Source organism: Atlanticothrix silvestris CENA357 (genome assembly GCF_016056295.1).
In the GTDB taxonomy this organism is placed as follows: domain Bacteria; phylum Cyanobacteriota; class Cyanobacteriia; order Cyanobacteriales; family Nostocaceae; genus Atlanticothrix; species Atlanticothrix silvestris.
The window spans coordinates 92,694-111,271 of sequence record NZ_JAECZB010000011.1 but is presented as its reverse complement, the minus strand read 5'-3'; the positions used below and the strand labels follow the sequence as shown (position 1 = coordinate 111,271).

Annotated in this window: 19 protein-coding genes and 1 tRNA gene; 11 read left to right on the top strand and 9 right to left on the bottom strand. The window is 40.8% G+C overall.

The window, feature by feature from the left end:
- Positions 1–53: 53 nt before the first annotated feature.
- Positions 54–983: a TIGR04168 family protein gene (locus I8751_RS07435; protein ID WP_214438532.1), complete on the top strand. Its 930-nt coding sequence runs from the start codon at positions 54–56 to the stop codon at positions 981–983.
- 78 nt (positions 984–1,061) lie between these two features.
- Positions 1,062–1,146 (top strand) — tRNA-Ser (locus I8751_RS07430).
- Between the two features lie 126 nt (positions 1,147–1,272).
- Here I8751_RS07430 and I8751_RS07425 read toward each other — a convergent pair.
- Together I8751_RS07425 and I8751_RS07420 are read right to left on the bottom strand one after the other, a co-directional pair.
- A complete protein-coding gene (locus tag I8751_RS07425) occupies positions 1,273–2,715 on the bottom strand; it encodes a tetratricopeptide repeat protein (RefSeq protein WP_214438531.1) in 1,443 nt (480 codons plus the stop codon).
- A gap of 388 nt (positions 2,716–3,103) precedes the next feature.
- Positions 3,104–3,313: a ribbon-helix-helix domain-containing protein gene (locus tag I8751_RS07420; RefSeq protein WP_214438530.1), complete on the bottom strand. Its 210-nt coding sequence runs from the start codon at positions 3,311–3,313 to the stop codon at positions 3,104–3,106.
- Between the two features lie 117 nt (positions 3,314–3,430).
- Between I8751_RS07420 and I8751_RS07415 the strand changes: the two genes are divergently transcribed.
- The 3 genes from I8751_RS07415 to I8751_RS07405 all read left to right on the top strand — a co-directional run bounded on the left by I8751_RS07415 (position 3,431) and on the right by I8751_RS07405 (position 4,648).
- Positions 3,431–3,811, top strand: a complete 381-nt coding sequence (locus tag I8751_RS07415; RefSeq protein WP_214438529.1) for a hypothetical protein — start codon at positions 3,431–3,433, stop codon at positions 3,809–3,811.
- A gap of 112 nt (positions 3,812–3,923) precedes the next feature.
- Positions 3,924–4,190: a FitA-like ribbon-helix-helix domain-containing protein gene (locus I8751_RS07410; RefSeq protein ID WP_214438528.1), complete on the top strand. Its 267-nt coding sequence runs from the start codon at positions 3,924–3,926 to the stop codon at positions 4,188–4,190.
- Positions 4,187–4,648 (top strand): type II toxin-antitoxin system VapC family toxin, encoded by a 462-nt coding sequence (locus I8751_RS07405; protein WP_214438527.1) that lies wholly within the window; start codon positions 4,187–4,189, stop codon positions 4,646–4,648. The genes I8751_RS07410 and I8751_RS07405 overlap by 4 nt, the downstream gene beginning before the upstream one ends.
- 64 nt (positions 4,649–4,712) lie before the next feature.
- On the opposite strand, the gene I8751_RS07400 is transcribed toward I8751_RS07405, so the two are convergent.
- A complete protein-coding gene (locus I8751_RS07400) occupies positions 4,713–4,925 on the bottom strand; it encodes a helix-turn-helix domain-containing protein (RefSeq protein WP_162394360.1) in 213 nt (70 codons plus the stop codon).
- A 165-nt stretch (positions 4,926–5,090) separates the two neighbouring features.
- Between I8751_RS07400 and I8751_RS07395 the strand changes: the two genes are divergently transcribed.
- Positions 5,091–5,579 carry a hypothetical protein gene (locus I8751_RS07395; protein ID WP_214438583.1) on the top strand — a complete coding sequence of 163 codons (489 nt, stop codon included), beginning with the start codon at positions 5,091–5,093 and terminating at the stop codon, positions 5,577–5,579.
- A gap of 3 nt (positions 5,580–5,582) precedes the next feature.
- On the opposite strand, the gene I8751_RS07390 is transcribed toward I8751_RS07395, so the two are convergent.
- Together I8751_RS07390 and I8751_RS07385 are read right to left on the bottom strand one after the other, a co-directional pair.
- The gene (locus tag I8751_RS07390) at positions 5,583–6,485 is read right to left on the bottom strand and encodes a S1 RNA-binding domain-containing protein (RefSeq protein WP_214438526.1); all 903 of its coding nucleotides are present in this window, start codon (positions 6,483–6,485) and stop codon (positions 5,583–5,585) included.
- Positions 6,486–6,658: 173 nt separating this feature from the next.
- Complete coding sequence (locus tag I8751_RS07385) at positions 6,659–7,414, bottom strand: dienelactone hydrolase family protein (protein WP_214438525.1); 756 nt, start codon at positions 7,412–7,414, stop codon at positions 6,659–6,661.
- A 322-nt stretch (positions 7,415–7,736) separates the two neighbouring features.
- On the opposite strand from I8751_RS07385, the gene I8751_RS07380 reads away from it, so the two are divergent.
- The 3 genes from I8751_RS07380 to I8751_RS07370 all read left to right on the top strand — a co-directional run bounded on the left by I8751_RS07380 (position 7,737) and on the right by I8751_RS07370 (position 10,705).
- On the top strand, positions 7,737–8,723 hold the full coding sequence (locus I8751_RS07380; protein WP_214438524.1) for a GntR family transcriptional regulator: 987 nt from the start codon (positions 7,737–7,739) through the stop codon (positions 8,721–8,723).
- A 121-nt stretch (positions 8,724–8,844) separates the two neighbouring features.
- Complete coding sequence (locus I8751_RS07375; protein WP_214438523.1) at positions 8,845–9,951, top strand: glycosyltransferase family 4 protein; 1,107 nt, start codon at positions 8,845–8,847, stop codon at positions 9,949–9,951.
- Between the two features lie 82 nt (positions 9,952–10,033).
- A complete protein-coding gene (locus I8751_RS07370; protein ID WP_214438522.1) occupies positions 10,034–10,705 on the top strand; it encodes a nitroreductase family protein in 672 nt (223 codons plus the stop codon).
- On the opposite strand, the gene I8751_RS07365 is transcribed toward I8751_RS07370, so the two are convergent.
- From I8751_RS07365 to tig, 4 genes are all read right to left on the bottom strand, one after another.
- Positions 10,702–11,622 carry an alpha/beta fold hydrolase gene (locus I8751_RS07365; protein WP_214438521.1) on the bottom strand — a complete coding sequence of 307 codons (921 nt, stop codon included), beginning with the start codon at positions 11,620–11,622 and terminating at the stop codon, positions 10,702–10,704. The two genes, I8751_RS07370 and I8751_RS07365, sit on opposite strands and share 4 nt — an antisense overlap.
- Before the next feature lie 83 nt (positions 11,623–11,705).
- On the bottom strand, positions 11,706–13,046 hold the full coding sequence (gene clpX, locus I8751_RS07360; RefSeq protein ID WP_214438520.1) for an ATP-dependent protease ATP-binding subunit ClpX: 1,341 nt from the start codon (positions 13,044–13,046) through the stop codon (positions 11,706–11,708).
- A gap of 9 nt (positions 13,047–13,055) precedes the next feature.
- Complete coding sequence (clpP, locus tag I8751_RS07355; RefSeq protein ID WP_214438519.1) at positions 13,056–13,754, bottom strand: ATP-dependent Clp endopeptidase proteolytic subunit ClpP; 699 nt, start codon at positions 13,752–13,754, stop codon at positions 13,056–13,058.
- A gap of 285 nt (positions 13,755–14,039) precedes the next feature.
- Positions 14,040–15,479, bottom strand: a complete 1,440-nt coding sequence (tig, locus tag I8751_RS07350; RefSeq protein ID WP_214438518.1) for a trigger factor — start codon at positions 15,477–15,479, stop codon at positions 14,040–14,042.
- 840 nt (positions 15,480–16,319) lie between these two features.
- Here tig and I8751_RS07345 point away from each other — a divergent pair.
- A complete protein-coding gene (locus I8751_RS07345) occupies positions 16,320–17,363 on the top strand; it encodes an aspartate-semialdehyde dehydrogenase (RefSeq protein ID WP_214438517.1) in 1,044 nt (347 codons plus the stop codon).
- 165 nt (positions 17,364–17,528) lie between these two features.
- The gene (dapA, locus tag I8751_RS07340; protein ID WP_214438516.1) at positions 17,529–18,413 is read left to right on the top strand and encodes a 4-hydroxy-tetrahydrodipicolinate synthase; all 885 of its coding nucleotides are present in this window, start codon (positions 17,529–17,531) and stop codon (positions 18,411–18,413) included.
- The last annotated feature ends 165 nt before the right edge of the window (positions 18,414–18,578 follow it).

The window sequence follows — 18,578 nt, the reverse complement described above, 5'->3', positions numbered from 1 at the left end:
GTCCAAATCCGTCTGAGTTTCATATCCTGGAGATAGACGGCAAGGAAAGTGGCATGACCAGTCAGAAAACTCAATCAACAACCCTCAAAATTGCTGTAATTGGAGATGTTCATGACCAATGGGAAGTAGAAGATGGTATTGCACTCAAGCATTTGGGTGTTGACTTAGTGCTGTTTGTAGGAGATTTTGGCAATGAGTCGGTGGAAGTAGTAAAAGCGATCGCCTCCCTCGATATTCCCAAAGCAGCAGTAATGGGCAACCACGATGCTTGGTACACCGCCACCGAATGGGGACGGAGAAAGTGTCCCTATGATCGCTCTAAGGAAGATTGGGTACAAGAACAACTCGATTTATTAGGCATAGCCCATGTCGGTTACGGCAAGCTGGATTTCCCGGCATGGAATTTAACTGTAGTGGGGGGTCGTCCTTTTAGTTGGGGTGGCCCAGAGTGGAGATTTGCGGAAATTGTTCAAGAAAGATATGGTGTGGCGAGTTTAGAAGAATCCGCCGATCGCATCGTCAAAGCAGTCAAAAGCGCTGCTTACGAAACGATTATTTTTCTGGGACATAACGGGCCTAGTGGGTTAGGCGATCGCCCAGAAGATCCTTGCGGGAAAGACTGGCATCCTATCGGCGGTGACTTTGGCGACCCAGACTTTGGTGAAGCGATTTCTCAGGCTCTCACGGCTGGTAAAACCATTCCTCTGGTGACATTTGGTCACATGCACCATACTCTGCGACATACCAAGAAAGTGCTACGCAAGCCCGTTTTTAGAAGTCCAGAGGGAACAATTTACTTGAATGCGGCAAGCGTACCCAGGATTGTGGAAAATGGGGGCGAGAAACTGCGTAATTTTTCCCTTGTTTCCCTAGAGGCTGGCGTGGTTTCGCAAGTTTCCCTAGTTTGGGTGGGGAATGACTTTCAGGTGGCATCTGAAGAAATTTTTTACGAGCGATCGGCTTCAGTAGTGCAACCTGCGTAGATGATGAGATATAGTATTATCTGTCAGCTTTGGTGTTAACCAACAAATGTTGGTCAGCAGCAGCTAGACAGATTTACTGGAGAGGTGGCAGAGTGGTCGATTGCGTCCGACTTGAAATCGGATGAGGCTAAAACCTCCGGGAGTTCGAATCTCCCCCTCTCCGTTCGAGAATTAAAAATTAAAAATTGAAAATTAAAAATTGAGGAGGATGAGGTTAGGTAGGGCTTTTGGTGGAGACGATGATTGCACCAAGAATTTTGGTTAGTTCTTCGGCTTCGATTTGGTGATTTTAAAAAATCCGTGTTTTCCACCAAGGAGTATTTTTAATTTCATTTTCCAAAGTTCTAATTTTTTGTTGAAGATTTCTAACTTCATTGAGCATAGACTTCTTATAAAAAATAGTGATTGCCAGCTTCAAATCTTCTATTGCTTCTTTATTTTTACCTTGTTCTTTCTGAATAGAAGCACGTTTTATATATGCAAAAGCATAATTTGGGTCAATTTGTATAACTTTATTATAGTCTTTAATTGCTCCTCTAAAGTCTCTTTGTAGACTGCGAATATTACCTCTATAAAAGTAGACATCAACAGATTCAGATTGATTTTGAATCACTAAAGTATAATCTGCAATAGCACCATTGTAATCTTTAATAGTAGCACGAGCGCCAGCCCGGTCTAACAAACAATTAACATCATCAGGACGAATATTGATAATTTCAGTAAAATCGGCAATTGCTTTATGATAGTTTTCATTTGCTAAATAAGCATTAGCTCTATACAAGTATGCGTCGGCTAAATTATAGTTATTTTCTATAATGTAAGTAAAATCTTTTATTGCTTCTTTATAGTCTTTTAAATCAATAAGAATGCAACCTCTGATAAAGTAAACATCAAATTTACGTTTATCCAAATTAATTACTTGGGTGTAGTCTGCTAGAGCAAGTTTATAGTCTTTAATCTCAACATATATCCTCCCTCTTCTTTCATAAATCTCTACTTCATTTGGATTGAGTGTAATACTCTGTGTATAATCAAAAATCGCACCATCGTAATTTTTTTGTGCAGCTAAAAGATGCCCTCTATTACAATAAGCCTCACAATGTTCAGGATTAATTATGATTGTCTGTGTGTAATCAGCAATAGCTCCTCGATAGTCATGAACGTCAGAACGAGTACAGCCCCTTAAAAAATATGCTTCATCCCATTCAGGGTTGATTTCTATTGCTTGAGAAAAATCTTTAATGGCTTCTTGATGTTCACCAGCATCAGAATAAATACAACCTCTCAAAAAATATGCTTCGGAATATTGAGGGTTAATTTTTATTGCTTGAGAAAAATCTTCAACTGCTTCTGCATACTGTTCATTTTCAAGCCTCTCAACCCCTCTTTTAAAAAAATCTTCATCGCTTTTGAATATATCAATAAATCCTACAAATCCCCCTGCTATTCCTTTAGTTGCATTATCAACTACGGAACCAACTCCAAATGCTACACTTTCAACTATAGAACCTATACCTCTTGCTGCATTTTTAACTGAAGACTCTCCTTTTGCACCAGCTAAAACTCCTCCAGCTATAGCTAAAGGTATTGCAATTGGGCCAGTAAGACCTAAAGCGCCTATTGCACATAATGCTCCTACACCACCTGCTACTGAACCTACTTTGTTGCTACCAGTAAATTCATTTAATATACATTCTTCGGCAACATCAATAACAAATTCTTCTATGCTCATTTATCCTCCAATTTTATCCAAAAAAATATTTAAATTATAAATATTCTAGTATTTTTGTACTTTTTAAATATTAAGTATATTTTGGTAAATTGACATTTGTGAAAACTCTGATGCTTTCTCAAAATTTACTAAATTAAAAGTAATGATATGAGAATTAACTAAGTATAAATTCGGTTACGAAAATTCAAAGCAATAAACCCCGATCTTAATATTTTCCTATCTGCATACCAAAGTAACCATTAACCGTACTCTCTCCCCTTGCTATAACTTCTGCTGGGAAGTCAAGCGATCACCTCGCTACCCGTTAGTTGGATATACCTGATGCTTATATCCAAGACTTAAAGCTTTAGTCAAAGCTAATAACCTTTCTATAAATTACGAATTATTATCAATATTCTGTAGCGTCATCTGAATTTTCAAGCTTATTTAATGCATCCCAAATTGCCTGCCTGACAAATTCTGGATAGTTATCTAGACTTTTTAATTTTTCCAGCATTGATGGGGGAAGTCTGAGAGTTATTTTTGCCGTTAATGGTTCTTCCCTATTAGTGGTAAATTGATGCTTCTTTAAATAAGGTTTTTCTTCGTAATTAGGCATAAAAATATTTTTTGATTGATGTTATCGCGTGAAGTCGTGCGATAATTTAATTGGCAGCTAGCCAGCCCTAGCAAGTTGGGGTAGCTGCCAAACCCAATTAGAAAATTAGGCACTTCTATGTTTACACGTTCTGAACTTGAAAGCAAAACGCTTAAAGAATTGAAAGACTTAGCTGCACGGTACGGACTCAAGCCAGTAGGAAATCCTGGGTATAAAACAAGTTGGATTACTCCGTTATTGGCTTTCCCCATGCGAGCTATTCAGCAATTCAAAGATCACAAAAGAGGATTAAGGGATCTTAGTTGGAGAAGTTCTGAAGCGCTTGGCACAATGCTTTATGAAATAGGAGAACCTACTGATGAACAAGCCGCGCTGATTCGCGCAACACTAGAAGGTAAGTTACTTCCACTACCAGAACGCTATGACCAAACTAGACTGCTAAATCTTCACAAGACTAAGCAGTTGATAAAAGAAGTAATTGAAACGCTAAACAAATAGCGCTTAAACCATAAAAACCTACCGTACTCCTCTCAAATGAGAGGAGTTATCAAAATAATTTTTTGCTTGCATTATGCTATCATAGTGTTGAATCCTACTTTGAGGTAAAGCGATGGCTACCCTTTATGTAAGAAATTTACCCGATGATTTGTATGCCAAGCTGCAAGAGTTAGCTGCATCTCAGCATCGTTCAATTAACGCCCAAGTGATAACTTTGTTAGAACAAGTTTTGGAAACTGAACCACAGCCAACAGAAGAGGAAAGACGAAAAAATGTCCCAAAACTTCTAGAGGAAATTCGTGTTCGCCGTGAAAGTCGTCGAACTGATGTCGAATGGCCTGACAGCACTGCGATGATTAGAGAAGACCGCGACAGATGACTATTCCTCTTAGGTGTGTTGTGGATGCCAGTGTAGGTATCAAACAATTTATACCCGATGATCCATTAATGGCGAAAGTTGATCAACTCTTTGCTCATCTTGCCAATCCTCAAACAGCAATCTTTGTTCCTGACCTGTTTTACATTGAGTGTGGCAATATTATTTGGAAGTATGTCCGCGCGAGGCTTTATGCTGTTGCTGATGTACCAGCAGATTTAGCCACTCTCAAAAGTTTCCCTTTGCGTGTCGTTTCTAATGCTGACTTGATGGCGGATGCAGTAATGATCGCATTAAATTACAATATCTCCGCTTATGATGCTTCTTATGTTGCGCTTTCACAGCAGGTTGGAGCTACTTTGCTGACTCTCGATGGTAAGCTAATGAAAGCTTTAAGCACTTCTTCTTATGACGTTTGCTCTTTTAATGACTTTGAAATTCCACCATTGCCATCAATATAAGAGCGATCGCAAACTTACTATTTAGTATAAAATTATAAATCCACGCCAGAAAATCAACTTTCGCCTATTCTTGTACCACCTCAACCAATTCTTCAATCATCACATCAAAAGTTCTAGCCAACTTCTGAATGGCAGTAAAGTCAACAGTTGCTAGCCCAGGCGATCGCGCGTAAGTTCTGAGAGTGCTGTAAACTACACCAGAACGATCAGATACCTCTTTTAGTGTCCAACCCTTCTCATCAGCAAACTCTCGAATCTTCAGCCGGATCATTCCCATAATACACTTGACAACTGACTTATATAAGTCGTTTAATGTCTCCTATCTGATAAAACGATCGCCCCCCGGCCTGCAAAACTGAAAGGCGATCGCAATACCTATCCCGTAAAACGGATGACATATTTACCTACAGGGCAAAAATCTACCCGCTTTACAGACATTTTTATGGTATCATCACTCAAGCTAAAAGCGCTGAATATCCGCGAATCAAAAATTGTCCACAAATCGTTCACTCTCCACCAATTAGGACGATTTGTTACAGAAGAGGCAGTTTGCTTAATGTTCCAAATTGGTCGTACAGATATATATACAGTTGAATGTTGGCGATATGTGGTTTATGTCCACGCAAAAGGTATCAGCAAATTTGTCAGCTACGCTGATTTTCCGCCAATTATCGGAGTGCAACGGCCCAGACAATCAGACTTAATCAAATGGCGTAGGCGCTGGCGTAAGCAACATGACTATGCCTCCAAAAAACAAGCGCCCAGCTGGTGGGCGCAATTCTTCACTCAGGAATTTTTGCAAGTGACTTCTGAGTCTGAGTTGTACAGTTGGGGCGAATTAGTTGAGTTAATTCCTTATGCCTTTCATGAAGAGACTTTACAAGAACTCCGCCAGAGCTATCGCCAAGAAAAATTACTGCTATGTGTTTAACAGCTATTCAGCAGTTTTGTTACTGGCTCGGTTAGCACGCGCCTCGGCGGTCGCCATCACCTCATCCATATTTTCTAACAGTTCGCCAGGGAAGTTTTCCAAAACCCTGGTAGAAAGAGCCACTCGACCTTTACCTTCATCCAAGTCAATAATAATCGCTTTAATGATTTGACCGACTTGAAAGACTTTATCTAGAGATTCGATGAATTTTTGGCTCACTTGCTTGATGTGCAGCAAAGCACTCATGCCATCTAAATCTACAAACACCCCAAATGGTTTAATCCCAGTCACTTTACCTTCGACTAATTGACCTGGTTCTAACAAACTGAAGTTAGCTGAACGAGCCGCTAAACGTTGGGAAAGGATGAGTTTATTGGTGTTACGATTAATTTCTAAAAAACCCACAGTCAAACTTTGACCTTTGAGTGCTTCTAAATTATCACGCTCAGCCAAATGCGATCGCGGAATAAATCCTCGCAAAGAATTAATATCGACGGTGACACCACCTTTATTTACACCCGTGACTCGTACTTGCACTGTCTGAGAATTTTCTTGCATTTGCAAAAGTTTTTCCCAAACGTGCTGAATTTCTAACTGCTTACGAGAAAGGGTAACTTGACCTTCAGCATCCTGATCTCGGATCACCAAAAATTCTAAATCTTCTTGCAAAGGCAGTACCTCCGATAAATCAGTAACTGCTCTCAAAGAAGCCTCATCGCGGGGAAGAAAAGCTGACGACTTGCCACCAATATCAACATAAGCTCCATCATGGTCAAGTTGAAACACTTTACCATGTACAACCTGTCCCTTTTGAAACTGGTAGTCGTGTTTTTCTAGGGCTTTGGCAAAATCATCCATCGTGAAAGACGAATTGGCTGTTTGAGAAAGTTTCGATTCGGAGTTCATGACAATTGAAGATAAATTGTTATTTGAGCTGATGCAACTATTGTTAGTTGTTAGTTGTCAGCGATGCACTGAGCTTGTCGAAGTGTTGTCAGTTGTTAGTTGTTTTGCTACTGACCACTGACAACTGACCACTGACGATCTAAACGATAAGTATGCAACAGCTACGTGAGTTTTTAGATCAGTTGACCAAAAAGTTGTTTCACCTGCTCCCAAGCATCGGCTGCCGCTTTAGGATTATAGCTGGCACGATGGTCACAAAAAAATCCGTGGTCAGCTCCATCGTAGCGAAACACCCGATGAGGAATTTGGTATTTTTCTAACTCTGCGGCAATTTCATCTACCTGTTCACTAGGAATACTGGCATCTTCCATACCAAAAAATGCATAAACTGTACCTTTAATTTCTGGGGTACGAGTCACCGTAGGAGCGCCACCTCCGAATGTCCTAGTAGCAATACCAGCACCGTAGAATGAAGCAGTAGCTTTGACATCTGGGAGAGTAGCCGCCAAATATGCTACATGACCACCAAAACAGAAACCAATACAGCCGAAGCCATCTTTCTTGACTTCGGGAAGACTTTTAAGGTAGTCAATGGCAGCTTGGATATCGCTCAATAATTCTGATGCTTGAGTTTGCATCGCATAGCCCCTACTGATTTCAACATCTTCTGGGGTATAGCCAGTTTCAAAACCAGGAGCTTGACGTTGGAAAAGTGCAGGAGCGATCGCCACGTAGCCTTGTTTGGCAATTCGTTCTGTAACTTCCCGAATATGGACGTTAACACCAAAAATCTCCTGTAAAACCACAACCCCTGGATAAGAACCAGATTCTTTCGGCTGTGCCAAATAAGCTGCTATTTGCAACCCATCGAGCGATCCGTCTCGTAGAGAAAGATTAACCGTTGTGGTATTTATTGCTTGCTCTGTCATAATAATTTTTACTAGTGCTGTAAATTAGCCGTGTAATGATTTGATATAACTATGCCAGTATGTACAGTTATGCCAGTATGTACAGTCGATTGCCATTTAAATTATTAACTACCGCCAGTGAATAAATGAGTACCAAAAAAATTTCCTGTCAAAAGAAAACATTTAACACTTAGCAAATGCAGCTAGTCAATTGCCTTTATTAGTACAGGATAGTGTAAATAAATCACCCATTCCAAATCAATGAAAAGCTTACGCCGTATTCTTTGTTTAATTTTTAATTTTTAATTCCGCCTTGCGGTACTAGTATCTCAGAGGTTTGGTGATGATTCAATTCCGTATTCAGCCAGACAGCGAAATTCCTGCATCAGCCCAGCTGTTTAATCAAATCCGGTTTGCGATCGCTTCCCGGCAATATCCACCTGGATACAAATTACCCAGCACACGGGCACTGGCAATGCAAACTGGGCTACACCGAAATACCATTAGCAAAGTTTACCGCCAGCTAGAGGATGACGGGTTAGTTGAAAGTCTTGCTGGTTCAGGCATTTATGTCCGCGCTCAAGGTCATGAGGGTGGTAGCAAGTTACCATCACCAATCCTCAGACAACATCCCGATGAAGCATATACACTTGTACAGCAAGCACTTGACGAATTGCTCTCTCACGGATGCTCACTCAATCAAGCCAGAGAGTTATTTTTAGCGGAAATCGACTGGCGCTTGCGTTGTAGCGCCCAAGTACTGGTTGCAGTTCCATCCCATGACATGGGTGCTGGTGAATTGATGGTGTATGAATTAGAAGCAGCTTTAAAAATACCAGTGCAGTTGGTAGCAATGGAAGAATTAGCCGTTGTGCTAGATAAAACTAACTCGGCAACGGTGGTTACTAGCCGATATTTCATTGGAAGCGTAGAAGAAATTGCTGCTCCCAAAGCTGTACGTGTGATTCCTTTGGATATCTACGATTACACTAAAGAACTCAATCTACTGAAAACCTTACCCAAAGAAAACTGTGTGGGGATAGTTAGCCTAAGTTCGGGAATTGCCAGAGCCGCAGAAGTGATTCTCCACGGTTTACGGGGAGATGAATTACTAGTGATGACTTCTCAACCCAAAGATGCTTACAAACTTCATGCGATCGTCAAGCGGGCTGAGGTAATTATCAGCGATCAAGCCTGCTTTGCGACGGTACAGGCGGCAGTGCAAACATTTGCTGAAGATATTATTCGTCCACCCAAGTTGATTAAGGTTGAAAACTATATCGGGACAAATTCAATTAATTTGTTGAAACGAGAATTGGGTTTGAGTTAATCCATAAGTGAAGAGGATAGAAAAGAAAAAGTCTGTTAAATGTCAAAAATTATGACAGAGTTTTAGGATGTGTACACACGCTTTCATGTAGTACTAGATTCTGTAAAACATACAAAAAATTGTGAAGATTCTGCATATAGGAGCTTCCGTATCCCCTGAAGCGGTAAACGGTATCAATTATGTTGTCTGGTCAGTTGCACGAAGTCAAGTTATTCTGGGTCATAATGTCAGTATTCTGCTTAATGGTAAACCCATAAACTCTACTATAGATTTTGCCGAAAAAACGGGTATAAATTTGCTGTATATTCCTTCTAAGAACGGAATGTACAACAAAAAAGCATTAGATAATTTACTAAAATCTGATACAGCAGAAATTTTTCACTTTCATTCAATATTTTTATTTAGACAAGCTAGCTTATCAGCACACTTGGTTCGACAAAAAATTCCTTACATTGTTACACCACATGCAATCACTCCAGAATTTCTGAGGCGGGGATGGTTGAAAAAGTGGCTTTATGGTTGGTTAATAGAAAAACCTCGGTTGTTAAAAGCATCGGCAATAACAGCAGTTACGCCAGGAGAACAAAGAACTATACAAGATTACGTTCCTAATTACAAAGGAGTGATTTATTGCATAACTAATCCTGTGAAAATTGAGGATTTTTCAGATACAACATGGAGTGGAAATATAAATAGTAAAAAACTTGTTTATTTAGGTAGATTCGATGTTTTTCATAAGGGTATTGATATTTTAGTAGAACTTGCTAGTTTATTAACGCCAGATATTGAAGTGCATCTATATGGAAGAACAGACACCAAAACTAGCAATTGGTTAAAGCGCATTCAGGCTAATCTTCCTGCAAATATATATTTTCATCCACCAGTCTTTAAGGCAGAAAAAAACAAAGTGTTGACCCAAGCAAGCATGTATATCCAAACTTCTCGGTGGGAGGTATTTGGAGTATCAATTGCAGAGGCAATGTATCTAGGATTACCTTGTGCGATCATGCCAACAATGAACTTAGCTGAAATATTCCAAGAACATGATTTGGGTTTGGTTCTGCCCACAAAACTAGAAGAAGCAGCTAAATTGCTAATACATACTTTAAATCAACCAGATGTCTTGCATCATTGGTCAAAAAAAGCTCATCTGTATGCCAAAGAAAATTTTCAACCCCAAAAAATAGCGATTGAATACTTAAGAGTGTATGAAGAAGTCTTACATTGATTAACCCATAGGTAGAAGCAAGAGCAACACAGATACGAAGAAAATTACATAGGTCAATACACATGACAAACAACTCAGAATTATGTTTGTAGAAATGAAACCCTATGTCGGTCTGATAGAAGCAATCAAACAACGTCGTGCTGCTAGAACTTTTAAGAGCGATCGCATTACCGAAGCGATTTTGCAAGAAATCCTCGAACTCTCATTACAAGCACCATCGGGCTTTAATCTCCAGCCTTGGCGATTTATTGTTGTCACCGAGCAAGAAAATAAAGATCAACTCCAAGCCTGTGCTTTTAATCAGCGCCAAGTGGGCGAAGCACCAGTAGTCTTAATTTGTTGTGGTGACAGACAAGCAAAGCAAATTGAAAATATTACTTCTGTCATCCATCTAGGGGAAGAAGCTGAAAGTATGACCGATAGCTACGCAAATTATATGCGTTCTAGTATTCCTGAATTCTTTACCAATCATCCTAGCTTTGAGACAATGGAAGCCTGGACTAACCGCCACACAATGTTAGCAGTAGCCTACATGATGCTGGTGGCAAAAAGCTTTGGTGTCGATAGCTGTCCAATGGAAGGATTTGTCAGCGCTCAAGTAAAGGAAGCATTTGACATTCCCGAAGAAGTAGACATTTGTTGTTTACTAGCACTCGGCTATGCCAATGAACCCTTCAAGCAATATGGTGGACGCTTCCCTCTCAATCAAGTTTGCTTCCATGAAAGCTATGGCGAACCTTTTGGGATACATTAAACTGTTTGTGCTTCTGGTACGGGAATTTGCAAAAACTCTCGCACTCGCTGCATATAAGTTGGTGCATCCTCCAACATGGGGAAATGTGCTGTATTGGGAATCATCGCAAACTCAACTTTGTCATTCAGTGCGGCTGCTTGACGACCCATCTGGGCTGGAATAATCTTGTCATACTCCCCCGCCACTAACAAAGTCGGCACTGTTAATTTAGCAAATTCGTCTGGCATTAATTCAGACTGCGCCTTACTCACTGAAGTAAAAATTGTGCCTAGGGCTGCATCATAATCTGCTTCCAGAAAATCTTGTAAAAAAGCTTGGCGTTCAGCAGCTGGGATGGGGCTATACAAAAATCTAGCCATAAACATCCGGTCAACAAATGGTATTTTTTCCAACCACTTGGGGCGGAATTTGACTACATAGCCACCAAATTTATGAAAGGCAGTAAAAGCTTTTTCGTCATACTCAAAAATACCACTACAAGTCAAAATTCCTCGTTCCACTTTTTGGGGGTAGCGGTTAAAGAATAAAGTGGCAATAGACGCGCCCATTGAGTGGGCATTAATATAAACACGTTGGAGATGCAACTCATCTAGCAAAGCTACCAAATCCTCAGCGTATTCTTCTAATTCGTAGGTTAATTCTGCGATTGCCTCTGACTGTTCTTGAGGAGACTGGGAATCAACAACAGCTTCACTTGCTTGGACTATGGTTGGCTTTCCGCGGGAACGTCCAAATCCCCGTAAATCGTAAAGTAAACAGTCAAATTGTTCTACTAAAGCTTCAGCCGTGGTTCTCCAATACCTAGCTGAACCAGCCCAACCGTGGATAAAAACCATAACTGGCTTTTCCGAGGAAGTGGATGATTTTTTTACCCACTCGTAGTAATGCTCAACTCCACGAACTTTAATATAAGGCATTTATCTTTTATACTTTGTTAATTGTCAGTGGTCGGTTGTAATTTATTTTTTGCTATTGACCACTGACTAATGACAAATGAAAATTATGCTGATTCTGGCTTAGGTAAGGAAGAGGGATGTACAAGTAGTTCGGCTGTCGAACGTTTCTCAACCATCTCCCGCGTGACTGTGCAACGAGTTACATCCTTGCGGGATGGTAACTCATACATGACATCCAGCATTAATTCTTCCACAATACCTCGCAATGCTCTAGCGCCAGTTTTACGGCGGTATGCTTCTTGAGCGATCGCCCGCAAGGCATCTGCTTTAAAGTCTAATTGGACGTTATCCATCTTCAGCAGTTTTTGGTACTGTTTTACCAAGGCACTGCGTGGTTCGGTGAGAATTGCCATCAGCGCTTCTTCATCCAGCGGATCTACTACTGCTACCATTGGCACCCGCCCAATAAATTCGGGAATCATCCCAAATTTCACCAAGTCATCAGGTTCCAGATAACGGAGAGTATCTGCGTTTCGCTTTTCTTTAGATTGACCTTCTCCAGGTTGGACAAAACCTATTGACTTTTTGCCTGCTCTTTGCTCCACGACCTTTTCTAAACCGACAAAGGCACCGCCGCAGACAAATAGAATATTGCTGGTATCAATCTGGATGCAATCTTGATAAGGATGCTTACGTCCTCCCTGGGGTGGGACATTGGCAACTGTTCCTTCTAGCATTTTCAGCAAAGCTTGCTGTACACCTTCGCCGGAAACATCGCGTGTAATTGAGGGATTCTCGCTTTTGCGAGCAACTTTGTCAATTTCGTCAATGTAGATAATGCCTCGCTGTGCTTCCTCTACGTCTAAATCTGCTACTTGCAACAGTCGCAGCAAGATATTCTCGACATCTTCTCCTACATACCCGGCTTCTGTTAGTGTTGTGGCATCGGCAACCGCAAAGGGGACATCGAGGATTTTTGCCAGGGTTTGTGCCAAGAGAGTTTTGCCACAGCCTGTCGGCCCAATTAACAAAATATTGGACTTTTGCAGTTCTACTGCATCATCAGTTCCACCTTTGCCACTACTTTTAGACTGAAGAACTGCTAGCCGTTTGTAGTGATTGTAGACTGCTACTGACAATACTTTTTTGGCTTCGTCTTGACCAATAACATGTTCGTCTAGATAATTCTTAATCTCTCTTGGTTTAGGTATTTGATTAAATGAGAGATTGGAAGAGCGGGCACGGCGTTTTTGAGGCGGTTCTGACTTAGGTGCTGGTTGCGACGCGGCACCATTAGTATCAAGTAACTCCTCATCTAGTATTTCATTGCACAAGTCAACGCATTCATCGCAGATATAGACTCCCGGCCCTGCGATCAATTTACGCACCTGCTCTTGAGACTTGCCACAAAACGAACATTTTAAATGGGAGTCGTACTTAGACATACCAGCCTCTTATTTCAGAATGGTGACGTTTTCCCCTGCTGTGGGAAGATTTTGTCTGGAGATGACTTGATCTATCAAACCGTAGTTTTTAGCTTCTTCTGCCGACATAAAAAAGTCGCGCTCAGTGTCCGCTTCAAGTCTTTCTAGGGGTTGACCAGTATGATGAGCCATTAACTGATTCAACTTACCTTTAATGTAAAGAATTTCTCTGGCTTGAATTTCTATATCAATGGCTTGACCTTGAGCGCCTCCCAGTGGTTGGTGAATCATAATACGAGAGTCAGGTAAAGACATACGCTTACCAGAAGTTCCTGCTGTTAACAAGAATGCCCCCATACTAGCGGCTAATCCAAAACAGATGGTAACAACATCAGGACGGATTTGCTGAATTGTATCATAAATTGCCATGCCTGCGTAGACAGAGCCACCAGGAGAATTGATGTACAGTTGAATGTCCTTTTCTGAGTCTTCAGCGTCTAGAAATAGCAACTGAGCAACAATTGAATTAGCAATAGTATCGTCTATGGGTGTTCCCAAAAAGATAATCCGCTCTCGCAGTAGGCGTGAGTAGATGTCGAAAGCTCTTTCTCCCATACCAGACTGTTCTACCACCATCGGTACGATGTTGCTAGGACTGCTTAAGTGGGAGTAGATGTCTACTCGACTTGAACTGCTAATGGGGTAATTTCCCGACTGCGATGTAAGCATAAAAACACATTTGAGAATAAATGAGGACAGATTTTACAGCGGCGAGAGCCGCTTGTTTCACGAATGCAATTTCTATTTGAGGTATGTGTTAACCATTATGCCTCATCCATATTCTTCTCGTGTAACACCGTATCAAGGTAAGGCGGTAATAAATGCCCCAGTTTATTGAAGATTCCGTAAATATTTAGCCCAAATCAGCGCTAAGTACTGAAATCTTGAGTAAAAATTTTTAATACTCAAGACTCAACACTTATAATTTACAATTTTTGCCTGGGGGAATTTTCATTATCCTTCTGTTGATTCTGTGGTTTCTGATGTGCTTTGTTCATCAGTCTGAGGTTCTGTTGCTGTCTCTGATTCTAGCGGTTCAGTTTCTGTTTCCGGAGCAACGCTCAAAGAACCTTCAGGTACAAGCTCAATTGATGAGTGTTCTAACAGCCAATCAATGATTTTTTCTGTTAATAGCTCGTTTTCTACCACTGATTGCAGTTTCTCTTCATCAATGTCTTGGTCTGAGTACTGCTCTAACAATTCTGTAACTCTAGTTTGAACTTCTTCAGGTGTCACCTCAATCGACTCACGCTTACTGACTTCCCGCAATCCTACAGATCGCTTCAGGCGTTCAATGGCCTCATCGCGCGATCGCTCCCGTAATTGAGGAATGATATCTTGGGTAAATAGTTTCCTGACATCCAATCCTTGCTGAGACAGCCGGACTGCTGTTTGTGTCAGCATTGTATCTATTTCCTGCTCAATTAGTGTTGTAGGCAAGTCAACTTCCACATACTTCAGCAGTTCTGCTAATAAAGCTTCCTGCTTATTAGTTTTAGTTTTTTCCTCAGCCTCTTTTTGATATCGCTCTTCTAAAGAAGCCCGTAGTTCATCCAAGGTGTTAAAGTCACTGACTTCCTGAGCGAAGTCATCGTTCAATTCTGGTAGCTCTTTTTCTTTGAGTTCTTTGAGTGTCACTGTGAAAATTGCCGCTTTGCCAGCTAATTCTTCATTGACATAAGGATCTGGAAATTGAGCCGAAATTTCTCTGGTTTCTCCAGGATTTAACCCCACCATGCCAGAGACAAAACCTGGAATAAATTTATCTTCTTGTAACTCTATTTGAAAGTCGGTTGCTTCGCCTCCAGGAATTGGAGTTGGTTCGACTGTTTCATCTTCACCTTCAGCTTTGGAGAGCAAACCTTTAAAATCGACTACAGCAACATCACCAATTTGGGCTGCACGTCCTTCCACAGGAATCAATGTCGCTAATCCTTCACGTTCTTGGTTGAGGACGTTTTCTACCTGAGTAGAGTCGTACTTAATTTCCTCTGCCTGAGCTTGCAAACCTGTGTATTGCACTAAGTTAACTTCTGGCTCCACATCAATCGCAGCAGAGAAGATCAAAGGCTTCCCCGGTTCATAATTATTAATTAATTCCTCAAACGAAGTACGCAATTGCGGCTGACCAATTGCCTGGATGGCTTCTTGTTTGACTGCTTTTTCAATGCCATCTTGAACTAGTTCTTCCAGCGCTGCTGCCTTGATTCGAGTTGTGCCTAGGCGCTGTAGCAATATTTGCCGAGGCACCTTGCCTTTACGAAACCCAGGAATATTAGTGGTACTAGCTAAATTTCTAATTACCTGCTCGTAAGTTTGCTTGGTAATTTCTGGCGTAATTTCTATTTCCAGCCCAATTTGACTGGCGGGAAGTTTTTCCTGGGTAACTTTCATACTTCGTTTCTATTTTCTGGTATTTTTTACTCCAAGTACACACAAGATGCGATTTACCGCTTCTTAGGGTTGATGTCTCTTGGTTGATGATGGGAGATGCCCATAAGGCACGTTACAAAATCCAAAGATTATGGATGAGTGCCCTTCAGTAGAGATCCAGTTTACTGCCAATGGCAAAAGACTTGATACTTTACCGCAATAACTTAACCGATTGCACTTTCAAAGTCGAAGATAATTTTCGCGTTCTTTGTTGATGAAGACCAAAAAATCCCCTAGGTTGTGATTTTTGTGAAGATTTTTCATCCTCCAAACGGTACTGCTAAGTGGACTTGTTCCTCAGAAGACTAACACCGTGATATCCTGGTTATCAACCAACAGATTTTAATCCTATATACTGTACCGTTGGGCTTGTGTGGCCCAAGGTGGCTATTGAAGTAACGTATAGCCCACTTTTTTGATGTTTCGGCTTCACTCTATATTGGATCATAGTACAACCACTTATCTAACCGACCTGCTACCCAGATAAAATGTTTATTTACTTTGATCAAGCTGGAAACCTGTACAACTCACTAGTACAGACGCTTCCATTTTTTTCTGAAGCAGAAATTTGTTGTATAATAATATATGTTTTATTAAAAATGCCAAAGTGGCATTAATTTAATAATCGTTTGTTGTAAATTTCAATATCATTCAATTTATGTAATTTAAAAAGTAAATGTATATTATTAAGAATAAAATTGCTCTAAATATAAAAAACTTTATTTAAGGTTAGGCGTTGCTATTTATATAAGTAAAGTATGAATTTTTTCCAAAAACCGCCTCTTAAAGGAGGAAGCCAGTTTGTCTAAATCCTATCGTGTAGCTATTTTGGGAGCGACCGGTGCCGTTGGCACAGAGTTGCTAGAATTGTTAGATTGCCGTAATTTTCCAGTTGCGGATTTAAAACTATTAGCATCTGAGCGAAGTGTCGGGCGATCGCTGTGTTTTAAAGGAGAAAACTTATTAGTAGAATCAGTCAATGTTCGCGCCTTTGAAAATGTGGATTTGGTGCTAGCTAGTGCAGGTGGTTCCACATCCCAAGAATGGGCATCAGTTGCGGTTGAAAAAGGTGCGGTAGTCATAGATAACTCCAGTGCCTTTCGGATGAACCCTGAAGTTCCCTTAGTTGTACCTGAGGTAAACCCATTAGCAGCAGCTAACCACAAAGGTATTATCGCCAATCCCAACTGCACAACAATTTTGATGACGGTGGCAGTTTGGCCATTGCACAAACTCAGACCAATACAACGTATTGTAGCCTCAACTTATCAATCTGCTAGTGGCGCTGGTGCCAAAGCAATGGCAGAAGTCAAAACCCAAGCCGCTGCTATATTACAAGGACAATCACCAGTTGCTGAAGTATTGCCTTACCCGTTAGCATTTAATTTATTTCCTCACAACTCTCCATTGAATGATGCAGGGTATTGTGAAGAAGAAATGAAAATGGTCAACGAAACTCGAAAAATCTTCGGAACCCAACAAATTAGAATTACTGCTACATGTGTACGGGTTCCCGTACTGCGCGCTCATTCAGAAGCAATTAATCTAGAATTTGAGGAACCTTTTGACCCAGATGAAGCCAGAGAAATTTTAAGTCACTCCCCAGGAGTAAAATTGTTAGAAGATTGGGGAACAAATCACTTTCCTATGCCAATTGAAGCAACTGGCAGGGATGAAGTTTTAGTAGGTAGGATTCGTCAAGATATTTCTCATCCTTGTGGTTTAGAACTTTGGCTTTGTGGTGATCAAATCCGCAAAGGCGCAGCATTAAATGCAGTACAAATTGCCGAGTTATTGGTAGAACAAAATCTACTTCAACCTGCAACTGCGTGTGTGTTTAGTTAGCAATCAATTAAAAACCATATTGCTAGCATTTTACATTCATATAAGATACAGAAACATTAGCTCAATTGTGCGAACTACGCTTGAAAGAAATTGATGAATAGGTTATTACAATAAGAAACCACCAAGATATTAAACACAGTTTGGGTAATCAGGAGTGAAAAAAGGGTGGGAGAATTTGGCAGAGTTTTAACCGCTATGATTACACCGTTCCAAGTAGACGGTAGTGTCAATTATGATGTAGCGGCAGAACTAGCAGCGCATCTAGCTAGCAACGGTACAGATACATTGGTGGTGTGTGGTACTACAGGGGAATCCCCCACCCTGACTTGGGAGGAGGAGTATCAGTTGTTTGTGGAAGTGTTGCAGTCTGTAGCAGGAAAAGCCAAGGTGATAGCAGGGTGTGGTTCTAATTCCACCAAAGAAGCGATCGCTGCTACCCAGAAGGCAGCTAAAATAGGAGTGCATGGTTCTTTACAAGTTGTACCCTATTACAATAAGCCGCCACAAGCAGGTCTTTACCAGCACTTTGCGGCGATCGCACAAGCCTGTCCCGATTTGCCGTTATTGTTATACAATGTTCCTGGACGTACTGGTCAAAACCTCATCCCTGAAACAGTTGCCCAGTTAGCTGAAATTAGCAATATTGTTGGTATCAAAGAAGCTAGTGGAAATTTAGATCAAGCCAGTGAAATACGCCGCTTGACACCAAAAGAATTTAAGATTTACTCTGGAGATGATTCCTTAACCTTGCCCTTGTTAGCGATTGGGGCAAAGGGTGTGGTGAGCGTAGCTTCTCATCTGGTAGGAAACCAACTACAGCAGATGATCCAAGCTTTTAGTGCGGGAAAAGTTGAAGTTGCCAGCGAAATTCATCTCCAGCTTTTTCCGTTGTTTAAAGCTTTATTCTTAACTACAAATCCCATTCCAGTTAAAAAAGCACTGAAACTTAAAGGTTGGGAGGTCGGTTCTACTCGTCTACCCCTATGCGAAGTTGATTCAGAAGTGAGTCAAAATTTAAAGGTGGTTCTAGAAAAACTCCATTTAATCTAAAGAGCAAGTTGTTAAGTGCTTACTGGTTACTCATCGCTAAAAATATATGTCAAAAATAGGCAAAATTTTTACCAGTTTGCATTTTAAAAACCCCCGCTGCAACTGTCATAGATATACTATGAATCCTTCAGTTTAAAGTCCATTTAATTGAACAAGTAACTGAAA